Genomic DNA, 21,479 nt, shown 5'->3' with positions numbered 1-21,479 from the left:
GCCGGGGTGGGGGTCAGGCGATCCGGTCGACCATGAGGTGGGCGAAGGCCTGCAGGGCGTCCTTGGGCTCGCCCTCGGGCAGGGGCTCCAGGGCGGCCACCGCGTCGTCGGCCCACCGCTGGGCCAGGGCGCGGGTCTCCTCAATGACGTCGTGGGCCCGCAGGCGCGTGACGACGGCGGCCAGAGCCTCGTCGGAGCTGAGGTCCCCGGCCAGGTCCACGAGGATCCCCTCGCCCTCCCCGTCCAGGGTCCCCTGCGCCTCCCGCCGCCGCAGCAGCAGCACCGGGAGGGTGTCCACACCCTCCCGCAGGTCCGTACCCGGCGTCTTGCCGGAGGTCTCCTCGGTGGAGACCAGGTCCAGAACGTCGTCGGCGACCTGGAAGGCCACACCGATGCGCTCACCGAAGGTGGCGACGACCCCTGCGACCTCCAGCCCCGCGCCCCCGTGGAAGGCCCCGAAGTGGGCGGCCGCCGACAGCAGGGACCCGGTCTTGTCCGCCAGGACGTGGACGTAGAAGTCCACCGCATCCGAATCGGGCAGCGGCCCGAAGGTCTCGTCGAGCTGTCCCAGGCACAGTCGCTCGAAGGTGTCGGCGTGGTAGGAGACCGAGTCCGGTCCCAGCTGTGCGATCAGCTTCGAGGCCCTCGCGAAGAGGACGTCGCCGGCCAGGATCGCCCGGTTGTTCCCCCACACGTGCTGTGCGGAGGGCACCCCACGACGCGTGGGCGCGGAGTCCATGACGTCGTCGTGGTACAGCGATGCCAGGTGCGTGAGCTCCATGGCGGTGGCTGCGGCGATGACATTGTCCGACACCGCCAGTTCCGGGTCCCCCAGCTGGGCACACACCAGGGTGAGCAGGGGTCGGATCCGTTTCCCCCCGGCCCGCGCCAGGTGCGAGGTGAGTTCGTCGACGAGGTCACGCGAACCGCGCACCGCATCCTGGAGGGACGACTCGACGGCCTCGAGGGCCGGGGCGATGCGCGCCTCGAGCCCCGGTGCGTGGAGGTCGGGGGGAGTGGATGTCACGGGAGGAGAATGACCACCTGGTTGAGGAGGGACAGGACCGGGTTCGGGAAGACACCCAGCACGATCGTACCCAGAGCACACACCCCCACCGCAACTGCGGTGAATCCCTCGGAGCGCACGACGACGGTCCGCTCCGCGGGCTCGGTGAAGAACATGAGCCTGACCAGGCGGAAGTAGTAGAACGCGGTGACGGCCGAGCACACCAGTGCCACGACCACCAGCCAGCCCAGGCCACCCGCGAAGCCGTCCGCGAAGACCAGGAACTTCCCGATGAACCCTGCGGTCAGCGGGATGCCCGCGAAGGAGAGCAGGAACAGGAGCATCGCGCCGGCCACGAAGGGCGAACGCTTCCCCAGCCCGGCCCAACGCTCCAAGGTGCCGACCTCGCCACCCGTGGCGCCCTCGGCGTCACGGGAGCGCACCAGCGTGGCCACCGCGAAGGCGCCCACCGTGGCCAGGCCGTAGGCCAGGACGTAGAAGAGCACGGCTCCGGCGGAACCCTTGTGGACCGAGAGCACCCCGATGAGGATGAACCCGGCGTGTGCGATGGAGGAGTAGGCGAGCATCCGCTTGACGTCGTCCTGGACGATGCCGGCGAAGGTGCCCACGACCATGGTCAACAGCGCCACCACGGCGAGGACCCCGATGAGGTCCCACTCCAGCTGGGCCGCCACCGTCTGGTAGAAGCGCAGCAGCGCGCCGAAGGCCGCGACCTTGACGCCTGCCGCCATGAAACCGGTGATGGGGGTCGGTGCACCCGTGTACACGTCCGGGGTCCAGGCGTGGAACGGAGCGGCACCGATCTTGAAGAGCAGGCCGACGACCACCAGGAACACACCAGACACGACCAGCCAGTCCATGCCGTTGGTGGTGGGCAGGGCGGTGGCGACCTCGGAGATCTTCAGGGACCCTGAGTAGCCGAAGAGCAGCGCGGACCCCATGAGCAGGAACGCGGAGGCGAAGGCACCCAGCAGGAAGTACTTCAGCGCCGCCTCCTGGGAGAGCTGACGGCGTCGGCGTGCGGTGGCGGTGAGGATGTAGAGCGGCAGCGACATGACCTCGAGCGCCACGAAGAGCGTGATGAGGGAGTCGGCCGCCGGGAACACCATCATGCCGCCCAGCGAGAAGAGCACCAGCGGGAACACCTCGGAACGCTGGTACCCCCTGCGCAGGGTCAACTCCTCGTCCCCGGAACCGGGACGGTCCGAGGGCTGACCGGCGAACGCACCGTCCCCGACCTGGGTGCGGTCGGCGATCACGAGCAGTGCGAGGAACCCGACGCAGGCCAGGATGAACTGCGAGGCCAGGGTCAGGGGGTCCTCGATGTACTCCCCCAGTGACGAGGGCGCCGCCACCACGTCGCGCCACCGCAGGGCGATGGCGGCCGCGGCCAGCAGCGTGGTCAGGAGGGAGAGCCCGATGCCGATGGAGCGACGCAGGCGCTGGGGGGCGAAGGCCTCGACGAGGACCCCGATGACGGCACCCCCGAGCACGATGAGGACCGGCGTGAGCGACGCCCACCCGATGGTGGGTGCCGCCATCTCTGCGGTGCTGAGCAGGTTCACTTCGTGCTCCCTTCGTCAGCAGCGGCAGGCGTGCTGACCGTGTGCGACGCGGTGGCCTGGGCGGAGGCGGCCTGGAGGGCCACCACCGAGTCCTCGGACACCGGGGTCAGGGCCCCGACCAACGGGGCGGACCAGATGCCCAGCACGGCCATGGCCGCGATGAGCGGGGTGATGACCGTCTTCTCGCGGACGTCCAGGTCGGGGACGTCGCGGTCCTGCGGCTTCGGCCCCGTGAAGAGGCGTTGGTAGGGCAGGAGGACGTAGAGGGCGGCGATGATGACTCCGAGGACCGCCAGGACGGCCAGCAGCACGCTCACGGAGTAGGTACCCACCAGGACCAGGTACTCCGGGACGAAGCCGGACAGGCCGGGCAGGGCGATGGAGGCCAGACCCGCGACCAACCAGGTCCCCGCGATCAGGGGGGTCACGCGCTGGAACCCACCGTAGGAGGCGATCTCGCGCGATCCCCCGCGCTCGGTGAGGAACCCGGAGACGAGGAACATCGCGGCGATGGAGACCCCGTGGGCGACCATGTAGAACATGGCGCCGGTCAGGGCCACCGAGGAGCCGACGAAGATGCCGAGCACCATGAAACCGAAGTGGGACACCGAGGTGTAGGACACCAGCCGCATGAGGTCCTTCTGACCGATGGCGGCGAGTCCGCCCCAGAGGATCGAGAGCACTGCGAGCCCGCACAGCACCCAGCGCGCCTGGGAGGCGGCGTCGGGGAGCAGGCGCAGGCACAGTGCGATCATCCCGAAGGTGCCGATCTTGTCGAGCACGCCGACCAGGAGCACCGAGGTGCCCGGGCGGGAGGCGGCCGCCGTGTCGGGCAACCAGGTGTGCACCGGCACCATCGGGGCCTTGATCGCGAAGGCGATCATGAAGCTGACGAAGATCCCCATCTGGACACCCGAGGACAGGCCCGGGACCACCTGGGAGGCGGTGTCGAGGCGGAAGAGGGTCTCGGAACGTTCCGGCACCAGTGCCCACAGGGCGACGAGGCCGCCCAGCATGGCCAGGCCACCGACCAGCGAGTAGATCAGGAACTTCCACGCCGCGGCACGTCGTCGCTCGGGATCACCCACCCCGAAGCGACCGATCATGAAGTAGAGCGGGATCAGCATGGCCTCGAAGGCGATGTAGAACACCACGACGTCGAAGGCCGCGAAGATCATCACCATGAAGGCCTCGAGCAGCAGCACGAGTGCGGCGTAGGAACCGCCCTCGGACCCGCCCTCGTCCTCGCGCCACCCGGCGAGCAGCACCAGGGGGACCAGGGCCGTGGCGAGCAGCACCATCACCAGGCCCAGGGCGTTGACACCCAGGGCCCAGGAGACGCCGATCTGGGGGATCCAGCGCGCGGTCTCCACGAGCTGGTAGGTGCCCGCGTCCGTCCAGTCGAAGGTCGTGGCCGCGAAGACGGCCAGCACCAGTTCGACCAGCGAGACGCCCAGGGCGATGGTCCGGCCGCGCCTGCGCAGGGCCGGTACGAGGCCGACGAGGGCGGCGGCGAGCGCCGGGATGACGACGAGGATCGTCAGCCACGGGGTGGAGGCGTGGACGAGATCGGTGATTTCCATGAGTTCTCCTCCCGCCCTCACAGCCGGAAGCCGAGGACGATCGCCAGGGCGAGGAGGACCCCGCCCAGGATGTAGGACGCGTAGGTGCGCACGTAGCCCGTCTGGGTCGCCGCCACCGCCTGCCCGGTCCGGTGGGCCGCCACGGCCACGCCGGTGACCGCTCCGTCGACGACCACCCGGTCGCCCACGGTGGCCGCCTCGACCAGTGCCGTTCCGGGGGCCATGAACACGGCCTCGTTGAAGAGGTCCTGGTAGAGGTCGTCGCGGGCCGCCATGGTCAGGGCATTGCCGGCGGGCACCGCGGTGGGGACCTCGGCTGCGCCGTAGCGCCTCCAGGCCAGCCACGCACCCGCGACCACCAGGACCAGGGTCGCGACCTGGATGACGGGGACCGGCAGCACCGGCTCCGCGTGCTCGGTGGCCCCGATCGCCGGGGTCAGCCAGGAGGTGAAGGCACCACCGATGGACAGGAGCCCACCGATGACGGCCGCGCCGACGGCCAGGATGACCATGGGCACCGTCATCAGGGGTGAGGACTCGTGCGGGTGGACGGGGGCACCCTCCGCCTCGGTGGTCCAGCGGGCCTTGCCGTGGAAGGTCATGAAGAACAGGCGCGACATGTAGAAGGCCGTGATGCCTGCACCGATCAGGGCGACCAGTCCGTAGACCCAACCGGTCCAGGGGGCCGCGGCGTTTCCGAAGGTCGAGGACGCGAAGGCGGCCTCGATGATCTTGTCCTTGGAGAAGAACCCGGAGAACGGTGGCACGCCCAGGATGGCCAGCCAGCCGAAGGCGAAGGTCGCCCACGTGACCTTCATGACCGTGCGCAGGGCGCCGAAGCGGCGCATGTTGACCTGGTCACCCATGCCGTGCATGACGGATCCGGCGCCGAGGAACATCAGCGCCTTGAAGAAGCCGTGGGTGAACAGGTGGAAGATCGCGAAGGCCCAGCCGATGGGACCCAGTCCCGCGCCGAGCATCATGTACCCGATCTGGGACATGGTCGAGGCTGCGAGGACCTTCTTCATGTCGTCCTTCGCGCAGCCGACGACCGCGCCGAACAGCAGGGTGACCGCACCGACGAGGGCGACGGCAGTGGCCGCCACGGGTGCCGCCTGGAAGACCGCACCGGAACGCACCACGAGGTAGACACCGGCAGTGACCATCGTTGCGGCGTGGATGAGGGCGGACACCGGGGTGGGGCCCGCCATGGCGTCACCGAGCCACGCCTGCAGGGGGAACTGCGCGGACTTGCCGCAGGCGGCCAGCAGCAGGAAGAGGCCGATGAGGGTGGCCTGGGCCTGGGGCAGGGTCGCGACGCCCTCGTTGACGGTGAGGAAGTCGACCGAGGAGAGGTTCGCGACCATCGCCATCATGGCCAGCAGCAGGCCGACGTCGCCCACGCGGTTCATGACGAAGGCCTTCTTGGCGGCAGTGGCATTGGCGGGGACCTGGTTCCAGAACCCGATGAGCAGGTAGGAGGCCAGGCCGACACCCTCCCATCCGACGAAGAGGACGGCGTAGGAGTCCGCGAGCACGAGGGTGAGCATCGCCGCGATGAAGAAGTTCAGGTAGGCGAAGAAGCGCCGTCTGTCGGCGTCGTGCTCCATGTAGGCCACGGCGTAGACGTGGATGAGGGAGCCGACGAAGGTCACCAGCATGACGAAGGTCATCGACAGCGGGTCAACCAGCAGTCCGACGTGGACGCTGAAGTCGCCGGCGGGGATCCAGGTCAAGAGCTGGGAGTCGAGGCGACGCCCGTCCGCGGGCAGGCCGAGCATCTGCACCAGGACGGCGACGCCGACCAGGAAGGAGGTCCAGGAGGCCGCCACGCCGAGCCAGTGGCCCCAGCGGTCGCTGCGTCGCCCCAGCAGGAGCAGGAGGACCGCGGAGGCCAGTGGCACCACGATCATCAACCAGGCCAGGGACGCCGCACCCGTGGCCTGGGTGGGGGCCACCGGCCCGGCGGCCTCGGCCGCGAGGAGTGGGAGGTTGTGGGAAATCACGTCTGCTCCGCCCTCAGTTCTTCAGCAGGTTGACGTCGTCGACACTCGTGGTGCCACGCGACTTGAAGATGGACACGATGATCGCCAGACCCACCACGACCTCGGCCGCGGCGACGACCATGACGAAGAACGCCATGACCTCGCCCGCGACCGCGCCGTGGATCCGGGCGAAGGTGACGAACACGAGGTTGGAGGAGTTGAGCATGAGCTCAACACCCATCAGCGAGATCACCGCCGACTTGCGCACCAGCACGATCACCCCGCCGACGGCGAACAGGACCGCCGCCAGCACCAGGTAGTAGGCCAGACTCATTCCTTCTCCTCACCTTCCACGTGGGTGTGGGCGGCGTGCTCACCCGGGCCGGACACGTGGTCCGTCCCGGGCCTGCCGGCGTCGGGTGCCTCCTGGGCGGTGGTGCCTGCGGAGGCTCCCTCCGCGTCGGCGTGTTCGCCCTCGGCGACCGGGATGGCGGTGTCGCCCGCCTGGGCGGTGTCGCCCGGGGCACCGGAGCCCTGCGTGGTCCCCGCGGGGGCCTCGTCGGGCGCGACCGGCTGGTCGAGTCCCTCGGGCGCGCCCGGTCCGGGCATGCCCCAGGACCCCGAGCGCGGGACCGAGCCGGAGGAGGCGGCGCCGAAGGGGGACCCGGCGGTGGAGCCGCTGCGCATGAGCTGCAGGGCCTCCGCGACGTCGGGCTCGACCTGGCCGATCGTGCGGTCCAGGCCGCGCACGCGCAGGACGCGGGGCACGGACTCCTCGACGGGACCCAGTGTGTCGCCGGCGATGGCGGGCACGTCCACCGCGTTGGAGGTCGCGTACACGCCGGGGGCGGGCAGCTGGCCGATACGGCGGCCCGTCTCCTTGAAGGCCCGCATCTTGGCGCGTGCCGTGGAGTGCTGGTTCACCTTGGGGCCGAGGCGGTCCGTGTGGGTCAGGAGCATCGCCCCGATGGCCGCGGTGATGAGCAGGGCGCCGGAGAGCTCCATGGAGAACCAGTGGTCCTGGAAGAGCGTGGTCGCCAGGGTCGTCACCGGCACGTTGGAGTAGGGGTCGTCCCCACCCAGGCCGACGGCCTCGGAGACCGTGGTGTGGCCGATGACGCCGACCAGGATGACGACGAGGCCGAGGCCGCCGAGGCTTGCCGCGACGATGTTGCCCCGCCGCTGGCGCTGGTACTCGTCGGAGGCGCCGATGCCGATCATCATGATGACGAAGAGGAACAGCATCATGATCGCGCCGGTGTAGACGATCACCTGGACGGCGCCGAGGAACGGGGCGCCCTGGGCGACGTAGAGGATGGCGAGCCCGAGCATGACGCCGACCATGCAGATGGCGGCGTTGGCGGCCTTGCGGAAGAAGAGCACACCGAGGGCGCACACCACCATCACGGTGGCCACGCACCAGAAGAGGATCGCCTCCCCGGTGCTCCCCATCGCGGGCCACGAGGCCGAGATGTTCACAGCGATGCCTCCTCGGTGCTGGGCTGGACCGCCTGGGCGGTGGCCAGCGAGGGGTCGTCGGGCCGGTGCTCGGCGACCCAGTCGATCTGGGCCTGCGTCGGTCCCGTCACGCGACCGCGGTAGTAGTCCCTGTCCGACAGTCCCTCGACCATCGGGTGGGGCGGGGCCAGCATGCCGTCCTCGAGGGGGGTCAGCAGGTCCGTCTTCTCGTAGATCTCCGTCTCGCGGTCGTACTCGGCGAGTTCGAAGTCGTGGCCCATGGTCAGCGCGCGGGTCGGGCAGGCCTCGATGCAGAACCCGCAGAATATGCAGCGCAGGTAGTTGATCTGGTAGACCTTGCCGAAACGCTCGCCGGGACTGTGCTGGGCGTCGGGGGTGTTGGAGCCGGCCTCGACGAGGATCGCGTCGGCGGGGCACGCCCAGGCGCAGAGCTCGCAGCCGATGCACTTCTCCAGTCCGTCCGCGTACCGGTTGAGCCGGTGGCGGCCGTGGAAGCGCGGCTGGAGGAAGGGGCCCTCGAAGGGGTACTGCTCGGTCACCGTGGGGCGGAACATCGAGGAGATGGTCACCCCGTACCCGGCGACGGGCGCGAAGAACTCGCCGATCGGACCGCGCGGGTCGTGCTCGTAGAGCATGTCGTCGGTGGGCTGGGGCTGGTGACCCCGTTCCGGCTTCTCGGAAGGCAGGTCGTCCCAGCGGTGCTGGTCCTTGTTCATTTCACGTCCTCCTCAGAGGCGGTACCGGGTGCGGGCGACGTCGAGGACGACACGCTCGCCGCGATCGGCGCCCTGCCCGCCCGTGGGGAGGGCGGCAGGACCTGGCCCGGCAGCGGCGGGACGGGGTAGCCGTCCGCCATGGGGTCGAAGGGCGGGGTCTCCACGGCCTCGGCGGCCGCCACCCGGCGCTCCTCCGAGCGGTCACCCATCCACATGACGAACATGATGATGACGAAGATCCCGAGGATCACGGCGAACAGTGTCGGCAGCCCGACGCTCACCCAGGTCGTCACCCCACGCAGGACCGCCACGAGGACGACCCACCCCAGGGCGACGGGGATCAGGCGCTTCCACCCGAACTGCATGAACTGGTCGTAGCGGATGCGCAGGAGCGTGCCACGGGTCCAGATCATCAGGAACATGCAGACCCAGACCTTGAGGAAGAACCACAGCATCCCCCACCAGCCCGAGTTGATGACCTCGACGTGGGACAGGGGCCACGGGGCGTGCCAGCCGCCGAGGAACATCGTGGTGGCCACCGCCGAGACGTTGAGCATGTTCACGTACTCGGAGAGGTAGTACCAGGCGAACTTCATCGAGGAGTACTCCGTCATGTGCCCGGCGACCAGCTCACCCTCGGCCTCGGGGAGGTCGAAGGGGAGGCGGTTGACCTCACCGACGGCGGAGATGCAGTAGACGACGAAGGCGGGCAGCAGGGCGAAGGCCCACCACACGGAGGCCTGGGAGGCCACGATGCTGGAGGTCGACATCGAGCCCGCCATGATGAAGACGGAGACGAGGGCCAGGCCCATGGAGAGCTCGTAGGAGATCACCTGGGCGGAGGAACGCACCGCGCCGTAGAGGGGAAGGGTGGAGTGGGTCGACCAGCCACCCAGCACGATGCCGTACAGGCCCAGCGAGGTGATCGCCAGGATGTAGAGCGTCGCGACGGGCATGTCCGCCAGCTGCAGCGGGGTGGAGTGGCCGAACATCGACACGTTCGGCCCCATGGGGATCACCGCGTAGACGCTGAAGGCGCAGAACGCGGCGATGACGGGCGCCAGGAAGTAGAGGAACTTGTCGGACCGCTTGGTCCAGATGTCCTCCTTGAACAGCAGCTTGCCGGCATCGGCGATCGCCTGGAAGAGCCCGAGGGGGCCGGCGACGTTGGGACCGGGGCGCGTCTGCATGCGCCCCAGGCCGCGTCGCTCGACCCACAGGGCCAGCAGCACGTTGAGGATCAGGAAGACGAGGATGAAGACGGCCTTGATGAGCGTCAACCACCAGGTCTCCTCCGTGAAGTCGGCGGCGACGTAGTCGGGAACCGCGACCGGGAGTACTGGAATCACCGGGCCACCTCCGCTGTGGCGCTCAGCGTCACCACGGAACCGGCGGTCCCGAGCGACTCATGGACGAGGGACCCCTGCGAGCACTCGGGGACCCACACGACATTGTCGGGCAGGTCCGCGACCTCCACGGGCAGGGTGACGGAGCCACGGCCGGTCGTCACCGTGAGGCGACCACCGTCCGCGACACCGGAGGATTCGAGGGTTGCTGCCGAGGCGAGCGCCACCGGGCGGCGGGCCGAACCGGCCAGCCAGGGGGCACCGTCCTGGAGACGACCGGCGTCGAGCATCGGCTTGTGGGTGGCCAGCACCGCCTCGCCGGCGGCGACCACGGGGGGCGCCGGGGGCACCGTCGGTGCGGGGACGACCCGCGCACCCGTCCAGGACATCAGCGGGTTGACCTCGTCGTAGAGCGCGGTGAGCGTCTCGATGCCCAGGTCCACGCCGAACTCGCGTGCCAGGCGGACCAGGACGTCACGGTCGGTCAGCGACCGCGCCGAGACGGCCTGACCGAAGGGACGCAGGCGACCCTCCCAGTTGAGGAAGGTGCCGTTCTTCTCCAGCGGCGGGGCCACCGGCAGCACCACGTCGGCGAGTTCGGTGACGGCGGAGGCGCGGACCTCGAGGGAGACCACGAACCCCGCCCGCTCGACGGCGGTGAGGAAGCGCGCCGGATCGTCGAAGTCGCGGGGGTCGACACCCCCGACGACGACGCCTGCGAGGGCGCCCTCGACACCGGCCCCGATGATCCCGTCGGCGGACAGGCCCGCCTCGGTCGGGACGCCGTCCCACCCGAGGGACCCACGTGCGCCCTCGTCCTCCAGGGGTCGCCCGAAGGGCAGCAATCCGGGCAGGAGGCCTGCCTCGACGGCCCCGCGTTCACCGGAGCGACGGGGGATCCACTGGAGCCGCGCGCCGGCCGCGTCGGCCAGGGCCGCCACAGCACTGAGCAGGCCCGGGGTGCGCGCTGCGCGCTCCCCGACCAGGATGACGCCTCCGGACAGCCGTCCGAAGAGGTCGGCGTGCTCGCCGGAGGGGGAGATCGCGGAGACGACCTCGGTCTCGGTCCCGGGAGCGGCGTGCAGCACCTCGGCGCCCATCTTGTGGGAGCCGGGCGTCGTGAACGGGGCGACGGTGGCGACCTCCACACCTCCGGCGAGGACACCCTTGCGCAGACGCAGGAACACGCTGCCGCACTCGTCCTCGGGCTCGAAGGCCACGAGCAGGACCTGCCCGGCGTCCTCGAGGTCGGAGTAGGTCACGCCCAGTCCGGTGCCCGCCACGCGGGAGGCCAGGAAGCCGCGTTCCTCCTCCGACTCCGAGCGGGCGCGGGCGTCCACGGAGTCGGTGTGCAGCACGGTGCGCGCGAACTTCGACCAGGCCCAGGCGTCCTCGAAGGTGAGGCGCCCGCCGGGCAGCAGGCCGACGGTCCCCTGCGTGCGGGCCTCCTCGAGGCCGCGGTGCACGCGGTCCAGGGCGTCCGACCACGAGGTCGGCACCAGCACGCCGTCCTCACGGACCAGGGGCAGGTTGAGGCGGGACTCGCGGTCCCACTCGAAGGCGAAGCGGTCCTTGTCGGTGATCCACTCCTCGTTGACCTCGGGGTCGTTGCCGGCCATGCGACGCACGACCTCCCCGTGGCGCACATCGATGCGCAGGGCGGAGCCGGAGGCGTCCTGCTCCGTGACCGAGGCCGTGGAGACGATGTCGAAGGGGCGGGAGCGGAAACGGTAGGACGAGGCGGTGAGCGCACCCACCGGGCAGATCTGGATGATGTTGCCCGAGAAGTAGGAGGCGAATGCGCGCCCCGACTGGTCACGCCCCGACTCCGGCAGCTCGCCGGGATCCATGGAACCGATGATCCCGGCCTCGCCGTAGGGGCCCGAGAGCTGCGCGGGGCGCGGGCCGTCGGCGGAGACGTCGTGGAAGGCCAGCACCTGGGTGTCGAAGGAGCCGATCTGCTCGGGCATGAAGTAGTGGTCGTCCGTGGGGGCCGTGCCACCGCCGCGACCCTGGAGGTCGATGAACGCGTCCCCGGCGATCTCCTTGCCGAAGCGCACGCAGCGCTGGCACAGGATGCACCGGTCGCGGTCCAGAATGATCTGGCTGGTCAGCAGCAGGGGCTTGGGGTAGGTGCGCTTCGCGTCGGTGAAGCGTGACTTGCCGCGTCCCTCGGTCATCGCCTGGTTCTGCAGGGGGCACTCGCCGCCCTTGTCGCAGATCGGGCAGTCCAAGGGGTGGTTGATGAGGAGGAACTCCATCACCCCGTGCTGGGCCTTGCGGGCGACCTCGGAGGTGTGCTGCGTGCGCACGACCATCCCGGGGGAGACCGTCTGGGCGCAGGAGGGCTGGGGCTTGGGCATGAACCGCAGTTCCCCGGTGCGCCGGTCGGGCATGCCGACCTCGACGAGGCACTGGCGGCACGCGGCGGCAGGCTTGAGCAGCGGGTGGTCGCAGAAGCGCGGGATGCGGATCCCCGCCTGCTCCGCGGCCCGGATGACGAGCGTCCCCTTCGGCACGCTCAGCTGCACGTCGTCGATGACGACGTCCACCAGGTCGGTGGCCTCGCTCATCGGACACCTCCTCGGGCGTAGTTGGCGCTCGCCTCGTAGGGGAACAGTTCCCGTGCGGGCGTCGTGAGTCCGGCCTCGAACTCGTCGCGGAACTTCTTGATCCCCGACATGATCGGGGTGGCCGCCGCGTCCCCGAGCGCGCAGAAGCTGCGCCCGAAGATGTTGTGGGCGATCTCGTCGAGCAGGTCGACGTCGCCGGGCAGGCCCTGACCCTTCTCGAGACGGAACATGATCTGCTTGAGCCAGTACGTCCCCTCGCGGCAGGGCGTGCACTTGCCGCAGGACTCGTGCTGGTAGAACTCCGTCCACCGCGCGATGACGCGGACCACGGAGGTCGTCTCGTCGAAGACCTGCAGCGCGCGCGTGGCCAGCATCGACCCCGCCGCCCCGACGGACTCGTAGTCCAGGGGGACGTCGAGGTCCTCCTCGGTGAACAGCGGGGTGGAGGACCCACCGGGCGTCCAGAACTTCAGGTGGTGGCCGTCGCGGACCCCGCCGGCGAGCTCGATGAGTTCACGCATCGTGATCCCGAAGGGCGCCTCGAACTGCCCGGGGTGGTTGACGTGCCCCGAGACGGAGAAGATGCCGTGCCCCTTGGACTTCTCGGTGCCCATCGACGCGTACCAGTCGACCGACTCGCGGAAGATGCCGGGCACCTGGCTGATGGACTCGACGTTGTTGATGACGGTGGGCCGGGCGTACAGGCCCTCGACGGCGGGGAAGGGGGGCTTGAGGCGGGGGTGCCCGCGGAAGCCCTCCAGGGAGTCGAGCAGCGCCGTCTCCTCACCGCAGATGTAGGCGCCGGCGCCGGCGTGGGCGGTGATCGTCAGGTCCCCGAGGAGACCAGCGGCCTCCGCCTCGGCGATGGCGGCCAGGAGACGCCGGTAGACGTGGACGACCTCCCCGCGCAGGTAGACGAACGCGTGGTGGCAGTTGATGGCACGCGAGGTGATGGCCATGCCCTCCACGAGGATGTGGGGGTTCGCCATGATGAGCGGCATGTCCTTGCAGGTCCCGGGCTCCGACTCGTCGCCGTTGACCACGAGGTAGCGCGGCAGGCCGTCGTCGGGGGGCAGGAAGGACCACTTGAGGCCGGTGGGGAAGCCCGCACCACCGCGTCCGCGCAGGCCCGAGGCCTTGACGGCCTCGGTGATCTCCGCGGGCTCCATGGTGTTGGCCTTCCTGAGCCCCTCGTACCCGCCGCGGGCGAGGTAGGACTCGAGGGTCCAGGAGCGGTCCTCGTCCCAGCCCCGCGTGACGATGGGGGTCAGGGTGGACGGTGCGCTGTAGGTGGTCACTTGTCCTCTCCCTCCGTGGGTGCGGCACCGGCAGCCGGTGCGTCCTCGGTCGGTGCCGCCTCGGGCAGGGCGACGGGGGCGTGCCAGTCATTGGCCTCCGCGATGCGCAGTCCCAGCAACGAGTTCTCCCCGGCGCTGGGCCCCTCGTCGGCGTGCCCGTCGGGGAACCCGGCCAGCACGTGCTCCACGGCGGTGAAGGGGGCGACGACGTCCGCGCCACGCGTGGGGTGCAGGGGGCGCCCGGCCTCGATGTCGTCGACGAGGGCGACCGCGGACTCCGGCGTCTGGTTGTCGAAGAACTCCCAGTTCACCATGACCACGGGCGCGTAGTCGCAGGCGGCGTTGCACTCGATGCGTTCCAGGGTGATGTGCCCGGACTCGCTGGTCTCGTCGGTGCCGACGCCGACGTGCTCGGAGACGGCCTCCCAGATCTCGTCACCGCCCATCACCGCGCACAGCGCGTTGGTGCACACACCCACCAGGTACTCGCCGGTGGGGTGGCGCTTGTACTGGGTGTAGAAGGTGGCCACCGCCGAGACCTCGGCCCGCGTGAGCCCCAGCAGCTCCGCGCACAGCGCGATCCCGTCGGGGGAGACGAAACCGTCCTCCGACTGGACCAGGTGGAGCAGGGGCAGGAGCGCGGAGCGCTCGTGCCCGCTCGGGTAGCGTCCGATGACCTCCGCGGCCTCGGTGCGCAGTCGCGCCTCCACGTCAGGGGTGTAGCTCATCGGTCGACGCCTCCCAGGACAGGGTCGATGGTGGCCAGCGAGACGACCACGTCGGCCAACTGGCCGCCCTCGGTCATCATGGCCAGTGATTGCAGGTTCGCGAAGGAGGGGTCACGGAAGTGGGCCCGGTAGGGCCTCGTCCCGCCGTCGGAGACCAGGTGGACACCGAGCACGCCCTTCGCGTGCTCGAGGGCGACGTAGGTCTGCCCCGCCGGGACCCGGAAGCCCTCGGTGACGAGCTTGAAGTGGTGGATGAGGGACTCCATGGACTCACCCATGATCTCCCAGATGTGCTCCAGGGAGTTGCCCTGCCCGTCACTGGCGACGCTGAGCTGCGCGGGCCAGGCGATGCGGGGGTCGGCGACCATGACCGGTTCCCCGTCGGTGGCCTCGAGGCGCTCGAGCACCTGGTTGACGATGCGCAGCGACTGGTAGCACTCGTCGAAGCGGACCATCGTGCGGTTGTAGGCGTCGTTCGCGTCGTAGGTCGGGACGTCGAACTCGTAGGTCTCGTACCCGCAGTAGGGCTGCATCTTGCGCAGGTCCATCGGCACGCCCGCGGCCCGCAGGCCCGGGCCGGTGAACCCGAGGGCCATGGTGGCCGACAGCGGCAGGAAGCCGGCGCCGATGAAGCGCTTGCGGAAGATCGGGTTCTGGACGCACAGGTCCTGGAGCTCACCGATGTCACGACGGACCTTGGGGAGCTTCTCCCGGATGTACTCGACCATCCCGGAGGGGAGGTCCTGGGCGACCCCGCCGGGGCGGATGAACGCGTGGTTCATGCGCAGCCCCGTGATGCGCTCGAAGATCCGCAGGATCTCCTCGCGCCCGCGGAAGGCGATGGTCATCATCGTCGTGGCGCCGAGCTCGTTGCCGCCCGTGCCGATGGCCACCACGTGGGAGGCGATGCGATTGAGCTCCATGAGGAGCACGCGGATCAGCGTGGCGCGTTCGGGGATGTCATCGGTGATCCCCAGCAGGTTCTCCACACCGAGGCAGTAGCCGACCTCCTGGAAGAAGGGGGCCACGTAGTCCATGCGGGTGCAGAAGGTGACGCCCTGGGTCCAGGTGCGGTACTCCATGTTCTTCTCGATGCCGGTGTGCAGGTAGCCGGTGTCGACCCGGGTCTCGCGCACGAGTTCGCCGTCCAGCTCGAGGACTAGGCGCAGCACGCCGTGGGTCGAGGGGTGCACGGGTCCCATGTTCAGGACGATGCGCTCCTGGGAGATCTTGTGGATCTCGTTGAGCACGTCCTCCCAGTCACCGCCCTGGGCGAGGACCTCGGGGACCTCGTCGACGTCGAGGGTCCCGGAGCCGGGTGCGGCGTGGAACCGGTAGGTCTGGTCAGTCATCAGTTGTACGACCTCCGCGTGTCGGCCGGGGGAACGGTGGCGCCCTTGTACTCGACGGGGATGCCACCCAGTGGGTAGTCCTTGCGCTGGGGGTGGCCGACCCAGTCATCGGGGAGCGCGGTGCGGGTGAGCGCCGGGTGGCCGTCGAAGACGATGCCGATGAGGTCCCAGGTCTCGCGCTCCTGCCAGTCGTTGGCGGGGTAGACCGCGACGACGGAGGGGATGTGGGGGTCCTCGTCCGGGCAGACGACCTCGAGGCGCAGGAGCCGGTTGTGCGTCACCGACATCAGCGCGTAGACGGCGTGGAGCTCGCGGCCCGTGTCGGCGGGGTAGTGCACACCCGACACGCCCAGGCACAGCTCGAAGCGAAGGTCCTGGTCGTCGCGCAGGTGGCGGGTGACGCGCTCGATGTACTCGCGCACGATGAAGATCGTCAGCTGGCCGTGCTCGACGACGACCTTCTCGATGACGTCCCCGGGGTTCAGGCCGTCCTCGGTGAGGAGTTCCTCGAGGATGTCGACGACGCCGTCGAACCATCCGCCGTAGGGACGCGCGGACTCACCCGGCAGGGTGAAGGTCTCCTGGAGTCCCCCGAAGCCGGTGGTGTCCCCGGCGTCGTGGACGCCGAAGCTGCCGTGGCGCACCGCGATGGGCTCGGGCAGCGGGAAGGCACGGGAGCCGCCCTCGTGGACGACGGAGCCGTCGCCCTGTGCGGGGACCTCGGTGAGGTCGTCGCTCATGCGAGCAGTCCCTTCATCTGGTGGGTGGGCGTGGCGGCGAGCGCGGCCTGCTCGGCCTTGCGGGCGATCTCGCGGCGGTTGACCCCCAGCGGCTCCTTGGCGATCTGCTCGCGCAGGGTGAGGATCGAGTGGATGAGGGCCTCGGGGCGCGGCGGGCAGCCGGGCAGGTAGACGTCCACGGGGACGATGTGGTCGCACCCCTGGACGATCGCGTAGTTGTTGAACATGCCACCCGAGGAGGCGCAGGCGCCCATCGAGATGACCCACTTGGGTTCGGGCATGGAGTCGTAGACGCGGCGGATGATCGGCGCCATCTTCTGGGACACGCGGCCCGAGACGATCATGACGTCGGCGTGGCGCGGGGAGGCCCTGAAGACCTCCAGGCCGAAGCGCGCCATGTCGAAGCGCGGGGTGCCCGCGGCCATCATCTCGATCGCGCAGCACGCCAGACCCATGGTGACGGGCCACTGGCTGTGCTTGCGGGCCAGGCCCAGCACCTTCTCGACGCTCGTCAGGGCGATGCCTGCGGGCAACTGCTCCTCAAGTCCCATGTCGGTTCCTCCTCAGAAGTCCAGGCCGCCGCGGCGCCACTCGTAGATGTAGGGCACCGTGATCAGGGCGATGAAGGTGAGCATGGACACCAACCCGAACAGGCCCAGCTGGTCGAAGCTGACGGCCCACGGGTACATGAACACGACCTCGATGTCGAAGATGATGAAGGTCATCGCCACCAGGTAGTAGCGCACCGGGAAACGGGCCTGGGTGATGTCCTGGGTGGAGGGGTCGATGCCGCACTCGTAGTTCTGGGCCTTGACCTTGTTCTTCTTCGAGGGCCCCAGGATCGCCGACGCGCCCAGGCCTGCCAGCGCCAGGACGAGGGCGGCTGCCGCCATGATCAGCAGCGGGACGTAGGGATTGGTCATCGTTCCTCCAGGGAGGGTCGGGTCGGGGTGGGGCGGTCGGTGGGTATCCGTGGTCTCATGCCTTGGGCACCACCTTGGCCAGCGTCGTGATGAGACGGTCGTCGGCGTCCCCGCCATGACGTTCGAAACCGTCGGAGAGCAGCTTGTTCACCAGTTCCATCAGACGGGGGCGACCCAGGCCGTAGTAGGTGCACAGGTGCATGATGCGCGGGTTCTCGATGAGCCGCACGAAGACGCGGCCCAGGGAGTAGTAGCCGCCGTACTCCGCGCGCAACTGCTCGGGGTAGGCCGACATCGCCCGGTCCAGACCCGCCTGCGAGGTCCGCGAGAGACCCTGGGCGATGGCACCCGCTGCGAGGCGTCCGGCCTTCAGTGCCGGGGCGATGCCCTCCCCGTTGAAGGGGGAGACCATGCCGCCCGCGTCGCCGACGACCACGAGTCCCTCGATGTAGTGCGGCTTGCGGTTGAAGCTCATGGGCAGCGCCGCGCTGCGCAGGGGCCCGACCTGGTTGTCGGGGGTGAAGCCCCACTCCGGGGGCAGGTTCGCCGTCCACTGGGAGAAGACCCGGCGGTAGGGCATGTCGGTGGAGCGGCCGTCGGAGGAGACCGAGCCGAGTCCGACGTTCACGGTCCCGTCCCCCATGGGGAAGATCCAGCCGTAGCCGGGCATGAGCTCCGAGCTGCCGGGCTTCCCGCTCCACAGCTCGAGGTGGGACTCCAGCCACTCGTCGTCCGAGCGCGGGGAGCGGAAGTAGGTGCGCGCGGCGACCCCGAGGGGGCGGTGCACATTGCGCTCGATGCCCAGTGACGTGGCGAGCCGGGCGGAGACACCCCCGGCCTCGACCACCAGCTTCGCCCGGGCGGTGACCTCCAGGGCGTTCGCCCCGCGTCCGAGCCGGGCGGTGACGCCGGCGACGCGGCCGTTGCCGTCGGTGAGGGGGCCGGTGACGGTGTAGCCCTCGTACAGCCGGGCGCCGGCGGACACGGCGTGACGGATGAGTTCGTGGTCCAGGTGCATGCGCGCCCGGGTGAGCCCGTACCCGGGCAGGGACTTCTGGTCGGGCCACTCCATGTGCATGGTGTGTCCGCCGCCCAGGACCCGCAGGCCCCGGTTGTGGGTCCAACCGGAGATGTCCATGCCCATGAGGACGAGCTCGTGGACGGCGGCGGGGGTGAGCCCGTCCCCGCAGATCTTGTCGCGGGGGAACTCGGCCTTCTCCAGGACGGCGACGTCCACACCGAGGGCAGCGAGGTGGTAGGCCGTGGCGGCTCCCGCGGGACCAGCGCCGACGATCACGACGTCGGCGACGATGTCCCGCGCCAGGTCGTCGCTCACTGCGTCTCCTCGGTCCCTCGGTCAGGTGGTCGCACGACCACGAACGTGCACACGGAGCGCCGGGCATGGGCCCGGAGTCCAGCATGAAGACTATCCCCGTCCTCCCGGGGCGCTGACCGCGGGCCTGCTGACGTGCACAATGCCCGGTCTTCCCGGACAGGAGGGCAGGACGCCCTTCCCCAATTGCGCAAGTGCGAGGTCACCTAATTGCCGTAGTTCTCCCCCTCGGGGGCATTCCCTCAGGCCAGGGGCTTGCGCGCGCGGTGGAGCGCCACGATGCCCCCGGTCAGATTTCGGTGGGCGACGTGCTCCCACCCGCACCCCGCGATGGTCCGGGCCAGCGTCACCTGGTCGGGCCAGTCCAGGATCGACTCGACCAGGTAGTCGTAGGCGACGTCGTCGGAGCTGGCGAGGTGCGCGATGACCGGCATGACGTGACGCAGGTGGAACCGGTAGAGGCTCCCGAAGGCGGCGTTCGTGGGGGTCGAGAACTCACAGACGACGAGGCGACCGCCCGGACGGGTCACCCGGGCCATCTCCCGCAGCGCCGCCTCGGTGTCCACGACGTTGCGCAGTCCGTAGGAGATCGTCACCGCGTCGAAGGAAGCGTCCGCGAAGGAGAGGTCGGTGGCGTCCCCCTGGACGAACTCGATGTCGGGGTGGCGCTCCCGACCGACACGGATCATGCCCGTCGAGAGGTCGCAGGCGATGACCTCGGCACCCGAACGCGCCAGTGCCGCGGAGGAGGCGCCGGTCCCGGCGGCCAGGTCGAGGACCTTCTCCCCCGGTCGCGCACCGACCGCCGAGCACATGGCCGTCTGCCAGACCTTGTCCATCCCGCCCGACATCAGGCGGTTCATGAGGTCGTAGCGGGAGGAGACCTGGTCGAACATGGAGGCGACGTCCGCCGGCTGCTTGTCGAGGTCCGCCCGTGCTCCGTGGTCCGTTTCAGTCATGACACCCATGATCCCACGCCCGCGCCGTTCCACCCGCCGAAGTCCGCTCTGTTCCGGGCCCGAAGTCCGCTCTGTTCGGGGCTCGAAGTCCGCTCTGTCCCGGGCCCGAAGTCCGCTCTGTTCGGGGCTCGAAGTCCGCTCTGTCCCGGGCCCGAAGTCCGCTCTCCCGTCGGGTCCGGCTCCCGTTCCCCCTCCCGTCGGCCACCGAGTCTCAATGAGATCCACGGTTGTGGTTGAGATCCACGCGCACACCCCGGTATCTCGCCGCGAACCCGGTATCTCATCTCGGACCCGGTATCTCGCCGCGAACCCGGTATCTCGCCGCGAACCCGGTGCCTCGACGCGAACCCGGTGCCTCGACCGGAGCCCCACCATCCCTGCTGGTCCTCACCTCCCCACACATCCCGCGCCCACCGGGGCCTCTGGATACCATGGCCCCATGTCATCTCCCCTCCAGGCCCAGCCCGCCACCCCCGACCTGCACGTCAGGGTCGCGGCGCTTCCGGGCGACCACCCGGTGGCCGGGGTCGCCCTCGTCGACCTCCTGCCCTCATCCGATGCACCCCTGGCCTGGCTCGGCGACCGCACCAGCATGGTCGGGTGGGGCGAGGCACTGCGCATCGAGGTCCGTGGGCGCCATGCGATCCGCGAGGCGGCACGGGAGTGGGACTCGGCCCGGGCGCGCGCGGTTGTCGCCGCACCCGAGGACGCCCCCGTCGTCCCCGTGGCACTGGGTTCCTTCGGTTTCGCCTGGGAGACCCCGGGCTTCCTGGTGGTCCCCTCCGTGCTCGTCATCGACGACGAGGGCGGCCGGTGGATCGTCTCCACGGCAGCCGGGAGCGAACCCGGGGAGCCACTGGAGGCACTGGACGCCGCACTGCGGGAACGCGAGGAGCAGCCCGTGCGGGCGCCGCGCGGTCTGTGGACCGAGACCGGGCGCATGACCCAGACCCAGTGGATGGAGTCGGTGCGACGTCTGATCACGCGTCTGCGCACGGGGGCTGCCTCCAAGGTCGTCATGAGCCGCGACATGGTGGTCTCCGCTGCGGAGCCCGTCGACGAGCGCCACCTCCTCGTGCGCCTCCACGAGCTCTACCCCACGACCTGGGCCTACGCCGTGGACGGCCTGATCGGCGCCTCCCCCGAGATGCTCGCGTCGATGAGCACGGGGACCGTGTTCTCCCGTGTGCTCGCCGGGACCACCGCCGCCGGCGAGGGTGCCGAACTGTTGTCCTCGATGAAGGACCGCACCGAGCACCTGCTGGCCGTCGAGTCGGTGGCACGCGCCCTCTCCCCCATCGCCGACACCCTGGACGTGCCCACCGAACCCCGCGTCATCGACCTGCCCAACGTCTCGCACCTGGCCACCGACGTGACCGCGACCCTCGGGGCGGCCAACGTCCTGGACGTCGTGGCCGCCCTGCACCCGACCGCTGCTGTGTGCGGTACGCCGACCAAGCTGGCCTTCGACCTCCTGGAGTCCTTCGAGTCCACACGACGTGGCCGCTATTCCGGCCCTGTGGGCTGGATCGACGCCTCGGGCGAGGGCGAGTTCGCCATCGCCCTGCGGTGCGGACAGGTCTCCCACGACCGCCGCTCGGTGCGCGTGTTCGCGGGCGGGGGCATCATGCCCGACTCCGTGCCCGAGGTGGAACTGGCAGAGACCCGCGCCAAGATGGCCCCCGTGCTCGAGGCGCTCGGGGTCTGACCCCGGGACACGCCCTCCCGGCCCTCCGGGGCACGCCCCCCGGCACCGCCACGTCTCCGGCGCCCGGCCCGTACTCCGTGCACGGGGGAGACGCCGGAGAGCGGCGACGGACGACGAGGACGAGTCCGGGACATCCGATCCCTCGGAGACCCAGTTCCCCGCCC

General features: G+C 70.0%; 17 protein-coding genes and 1 pseudogene. 1 reads left to right on the top strand and 17 read right to left on the bottom strand.

Translation table 11 applies throughout. The annotated features are described in order from the left end of the window. Positions 1-13 precede the first annotated feature (13 nt). The 17 genes and pseudogenes from BQ9890_RS14185 to BQ9890_RS14105 form a co-directional block, all read right to left on the bottom strand. On the bottom strand, positions 14-1,027 hold the full coding sequence (locus tag BQ9890_RS14185) for a polyprenyl synthetase family protein (RefSeq protein ID WP_075892414.1): 1,014 nt from the start codon (positions 1,025-1,027) through the stop codon (positions 14-16). Continuing rightward, positions 1,024-2,592: an NADH-quinone oxidoreductase subunit NuoN gene (nuoN, locus tag BQ9890_RS14180; RefSeq protein WP_075892412.1), complete on the bottom strand. Its 1,569-nt coding sequence runs from the start codon at positions 2,590-2,592 to the stop codon at positions 1,024-1,026. Before nuoN ends, BQ9890_RS14185 begins: the two co-directional genes overlap by 4 nt. After that, positions 2,589-4,175, bottom strand: a complete 1,587-nt coding sequence (locus tag BQ9890_RS14175; protein ID WP_075892410.1) for an NADH-quinone oxidoreductase subunit M — start codon at positions 4,173-4,175, stop codon at positions 2,589-2,591. The genes nuoN and BQ9890_RS14175 overlap by 4 nt, the downstream gene beginning before the upstream one ends. A gap of 17 nt (positions 4,176-4,192) precedes the next feature. After that, complete coding sequence (nuoL, locus tag BQ9890_RS14170; protein ID WP_075893305.1) at positions 4,193-6,178, bottom strand: NADH-quinone oxidoreductase subunit L; 1,986 nt, start codon at positions 6,176-6,178, stop codon at positions 4,193-4,195. A gap of 16 nt (positions 6,179-6,194) precedes the next feature. Further along, complete coding sequence (nuoK, locus tag BQ9890_RS14165) at positions 6,195-6,494, bottom strand: NADH-quinone oxidoreductase subunit NuoK (protein WP_043534337.1); 300 nt, start codon at positions 6,492-6,494, stop codon at positions 6,195-6,197. 230 nt (positions 6,495-6,724) lie between these two features. Then, positions 6,725-7,639: pseudogene (locus BQ9890_RS14160) on the bottom strand (NADH-quinone oxidoreductase subunit J); the annotation flags it as partial. Further along, on the bottom strand, positions 7,636-8,274 hold the full coding sequence (gene nuoI / locus BQ9890_RS14155) for an NADH-quinone oxidoreductase subunit NuoI (RefSeq protein ID WP_075893303.1): 639 nt from the start codon (positions 8,272-8,274) through the stop codon (positions 7,636-7,638). The gene nuoI and the pseudogene BQ9890_RS14160, both read right to left, overlap by 4 nt. Before the next feature lie 77 nt (positions 8,275-8,351). Next, a complete protein-coding gene (gene nuoH / locus BQ9890_RS14150) occupies positions 8,352-9,701 on the bottom strand; it encodes an NADH-quinone oxidoreductase subunit NuoH (RefSeq protein ID WP_043534346.1) in 1,350 nt (449 codons plus the stop codon). After that, the gene (locus BQ9890_RS14145) at positions 9,701-12,274 is read right to left on the bottom strand and encodes an NADH-quinone oxidoreductase subunit G (protein WP_075892406.1); all 2,574 of its coding nucleotides are present in this window, start codon (positions 12,272-12,274) and stop codon (positions 9,701-9,703) included. Before BQ9890_RS14145 ends, nuoH begins: the two co-directional genes overlap by 1 nt. Beyond that, a complete protein-coding gene (gene nuoF / locus BQ9890_RS14140; RefSeq protein WP_043534348.1) occupies positions 12,271-13,572 on the bottom strand; it encodes an NADH-quinone oxidoreductase subunit NuoF in 1,302 nt (433 codons plus the stop codon). The genes BQ9890_RS14145 and nuoF overlap by 4 nt, the downstream gene beginning before the upstream one ends. Continuing rightward, positions 13,569-14,300: an NADH-quinone oxidoreductase subunit NuoE gene (nuoE, locus tag BQ9890_RS14135; protein WP_075892404.1), complete on the bottom strand. Its 732-nt coding sequence runs from the start codon at positions 14,298-14,300 to the stop codon at positions 13,569-13,571. Before nuoE ends, nuoF begins: the two co-directional genes overlap by 4 nt. Then, positions 14,297-15,652, bottom strand: coding sequence for an NADH-quinone oxidoreductase subunit D (locus tag BQ9890_RS14130; RefSeq protein ID WP_075892402.1), 1,356 nt, complete (start codon positions 15,650-15,652; stop codon positions 14,297-14,299). The genes nuoE and BQ9890_RS14130 overlap by 4 nt, the downstream gene beginning before the upstream one ends. After that, positions 15,652-16,392 (bottom strand): NADH-quinone oxidoreductase subunit C, encoded by a 741-nt coding sequence (locus tag BQ9890_RS14125; protein WP_075892400.1) that lies wholly within the window; start codon positions 16,390-16,392, stop codon positions 15,652-15,654. Before BQ9890_RS14125 ends, BQ9890_RS14130 begins: the two co-directional genes overlap by 1 nt. Beyond that, positions 16,389-16,943 (bottom strand): NADH-quinone oxidoreductase subunit B, encoded by a 555-nt coding sequence (locus tag BQ9890_RS14120; RefSeq protein WP_075892398.1) that lies wholly within the window; start codon positions 16,941-16,943, stop codon positions 16,389-16,391. The genes BQ9890_RS14125 and BQ9890_RS14120 overlap by 4 nt, the downstream gene beginning before the upstream one ends. 12 nt (positions 16,944-16,955) lie before the next feature. Continuing rightward, entirely contained in the window at positions 16,956-17,315 is a 360-nt protein-coding gene (locus BQ9890_RS14115; RefSeq protein ID WP_075892396.1) for an NADH-quinone oxidoreductase subunit A, read from the bottom strand. A gap of 55 nt (positions 17,316-17,370) precedes the next feature. Continuing rightward, positions 17,371-18,651 carry a geranylgeranyl reductase family protein gene (locus tag BQ9890_RS14110; protein ID WP_075892394.1) on the bottom strand — a complete coding sequence of 427 codons (1,281 nt, stop codon included), beginning with the start codon at positions 18,649-18,651 and terminating at the stop codon, positions 17,371-17,373. A gap of 239 nt (positions 18,652-18,890) precedes the next feature. Next, the gene (locus BQ9890_RS14105; RefSeq protein WP_075893301.1) at positions 18,891-19,607 is read right to left on the bottom strand and encodes a demethylmenaquinone methyltransferase; all 717 of its coding nucleotides are present in this window, start codon (positions 19,605-19,607) and stop codon (positions 18,891-18,893) included. A gap of 439 nt (positions 19,608-20,046) precedes the next feature. On the opposite strand from BQ9890_RS14105, the gene BQ9890_RS14100 reads away from it, so the two are divergent. Then, on the top strand, positions 20,047-21,315 hold the full coding sequence (locus BQ9890_RS14100; RefSeq protein WP_230297971.1) for an isochorismate synthase: 1,269 nt from the start codon (positions 20,047-20,049) through the stop codon (positions 21,313-21,315). The last annotated feature ends 164 nt before the right edge of the window (positions 21,316-21,479 follow it).

The sequence above is a fragment of the Actinomyces provencensis genome, assembly GCF_900155435.1.
Taxonomy (GTDB): Bacteria; Actinomycetota; Actinomycetes; order Actinomycetales; family Actinomycetaceae; genus Pauljensenia; species Pauljensenia provencensis.
Note: the sequence above shows the minus strand (reverse complement) of the source record. Positions and strands in the feature narration are given on the sequence as shown.

Bases quoted from the DNA above. Each gene is read 5' to 3' on its own strand.
- nuoI (WP_075893303.1), bottom strand. From the start codon at position 8,274: ATGCTCTACGAGCACGACCCGCGCGGTCCGATCGGCGAGTTCTTCGCG.
- BQ9890_RS14115 (WP_075892396.1), bottom strand. From the start codon at position 17,315: ATGACCAATCCCTACGTCCCGCTGCTGATCATGGCGGCAGCCGCCCTC.
- BQ9890_RS14175 (WP_075892410.1), bottom strand. From the start codon at position 4,175: ATGGAAATCACCGATCTCGTCCACGCCTCCACCCCGTGGCTGACGATC.
- BQ9890_RS14130 (WP_075892402.1), bottom strand. From the start codon at position 15,652: ATGACTGACCAGACCTACCGGTTCCACGCCGCACCCGGCTCCGGGACC.
- BQ9890_RS14100 (WP_230297971.1), top strand. From the start codon at position 20,047: ATGTCATCTCCCCTCCAGGCCCAGCCCGCCACCCCCGACCTGCACGTC.
- BQ9890_RS14145 (WP_075892406.1), bottom strand. From the start codon at position 12,274: ATGAGCGAGGCCACCGACCTGGTGGACGTCGTCATCGACGACGTGCAG.
- nuoK (WP_043534337.1), bottom strand. From the start codon at position 6,494: ATGAGTCTGGCCTACTACCTGGTGCTGGCGGCGGTCCTGTTCGCCGTC.
- BQ9890_RS14125 (WP_075892400.1), bottom strand. From the start codon at position 16,392: ATGAGCGACGACCTCACCGAGGTCCCCGCACAGGGCGACGGCTCCGTC.
- BQ9890_RS14105 (WP_075893301.1), bottom strand. From the start codon at position 19,607: ATGACTGAAACGGACCACGGAGCACGGGCGGACCTCGACAAGCAGCCG.
- BQ9890_RS14120 (WP_075892398.1), bottom strand. From the start codon at position 16,943: ATGGGACTTGAGGAGCAGTTGCCCGCAGGCATCGCCCTGACGAGCGTC.
- nuoE (WP_075892404.1), bottom strand. From the start codon at position 14,300: ATGAGCTACACCCCTGACGTGGAGGCGCGACTGCGCACCGAGGCCGCG.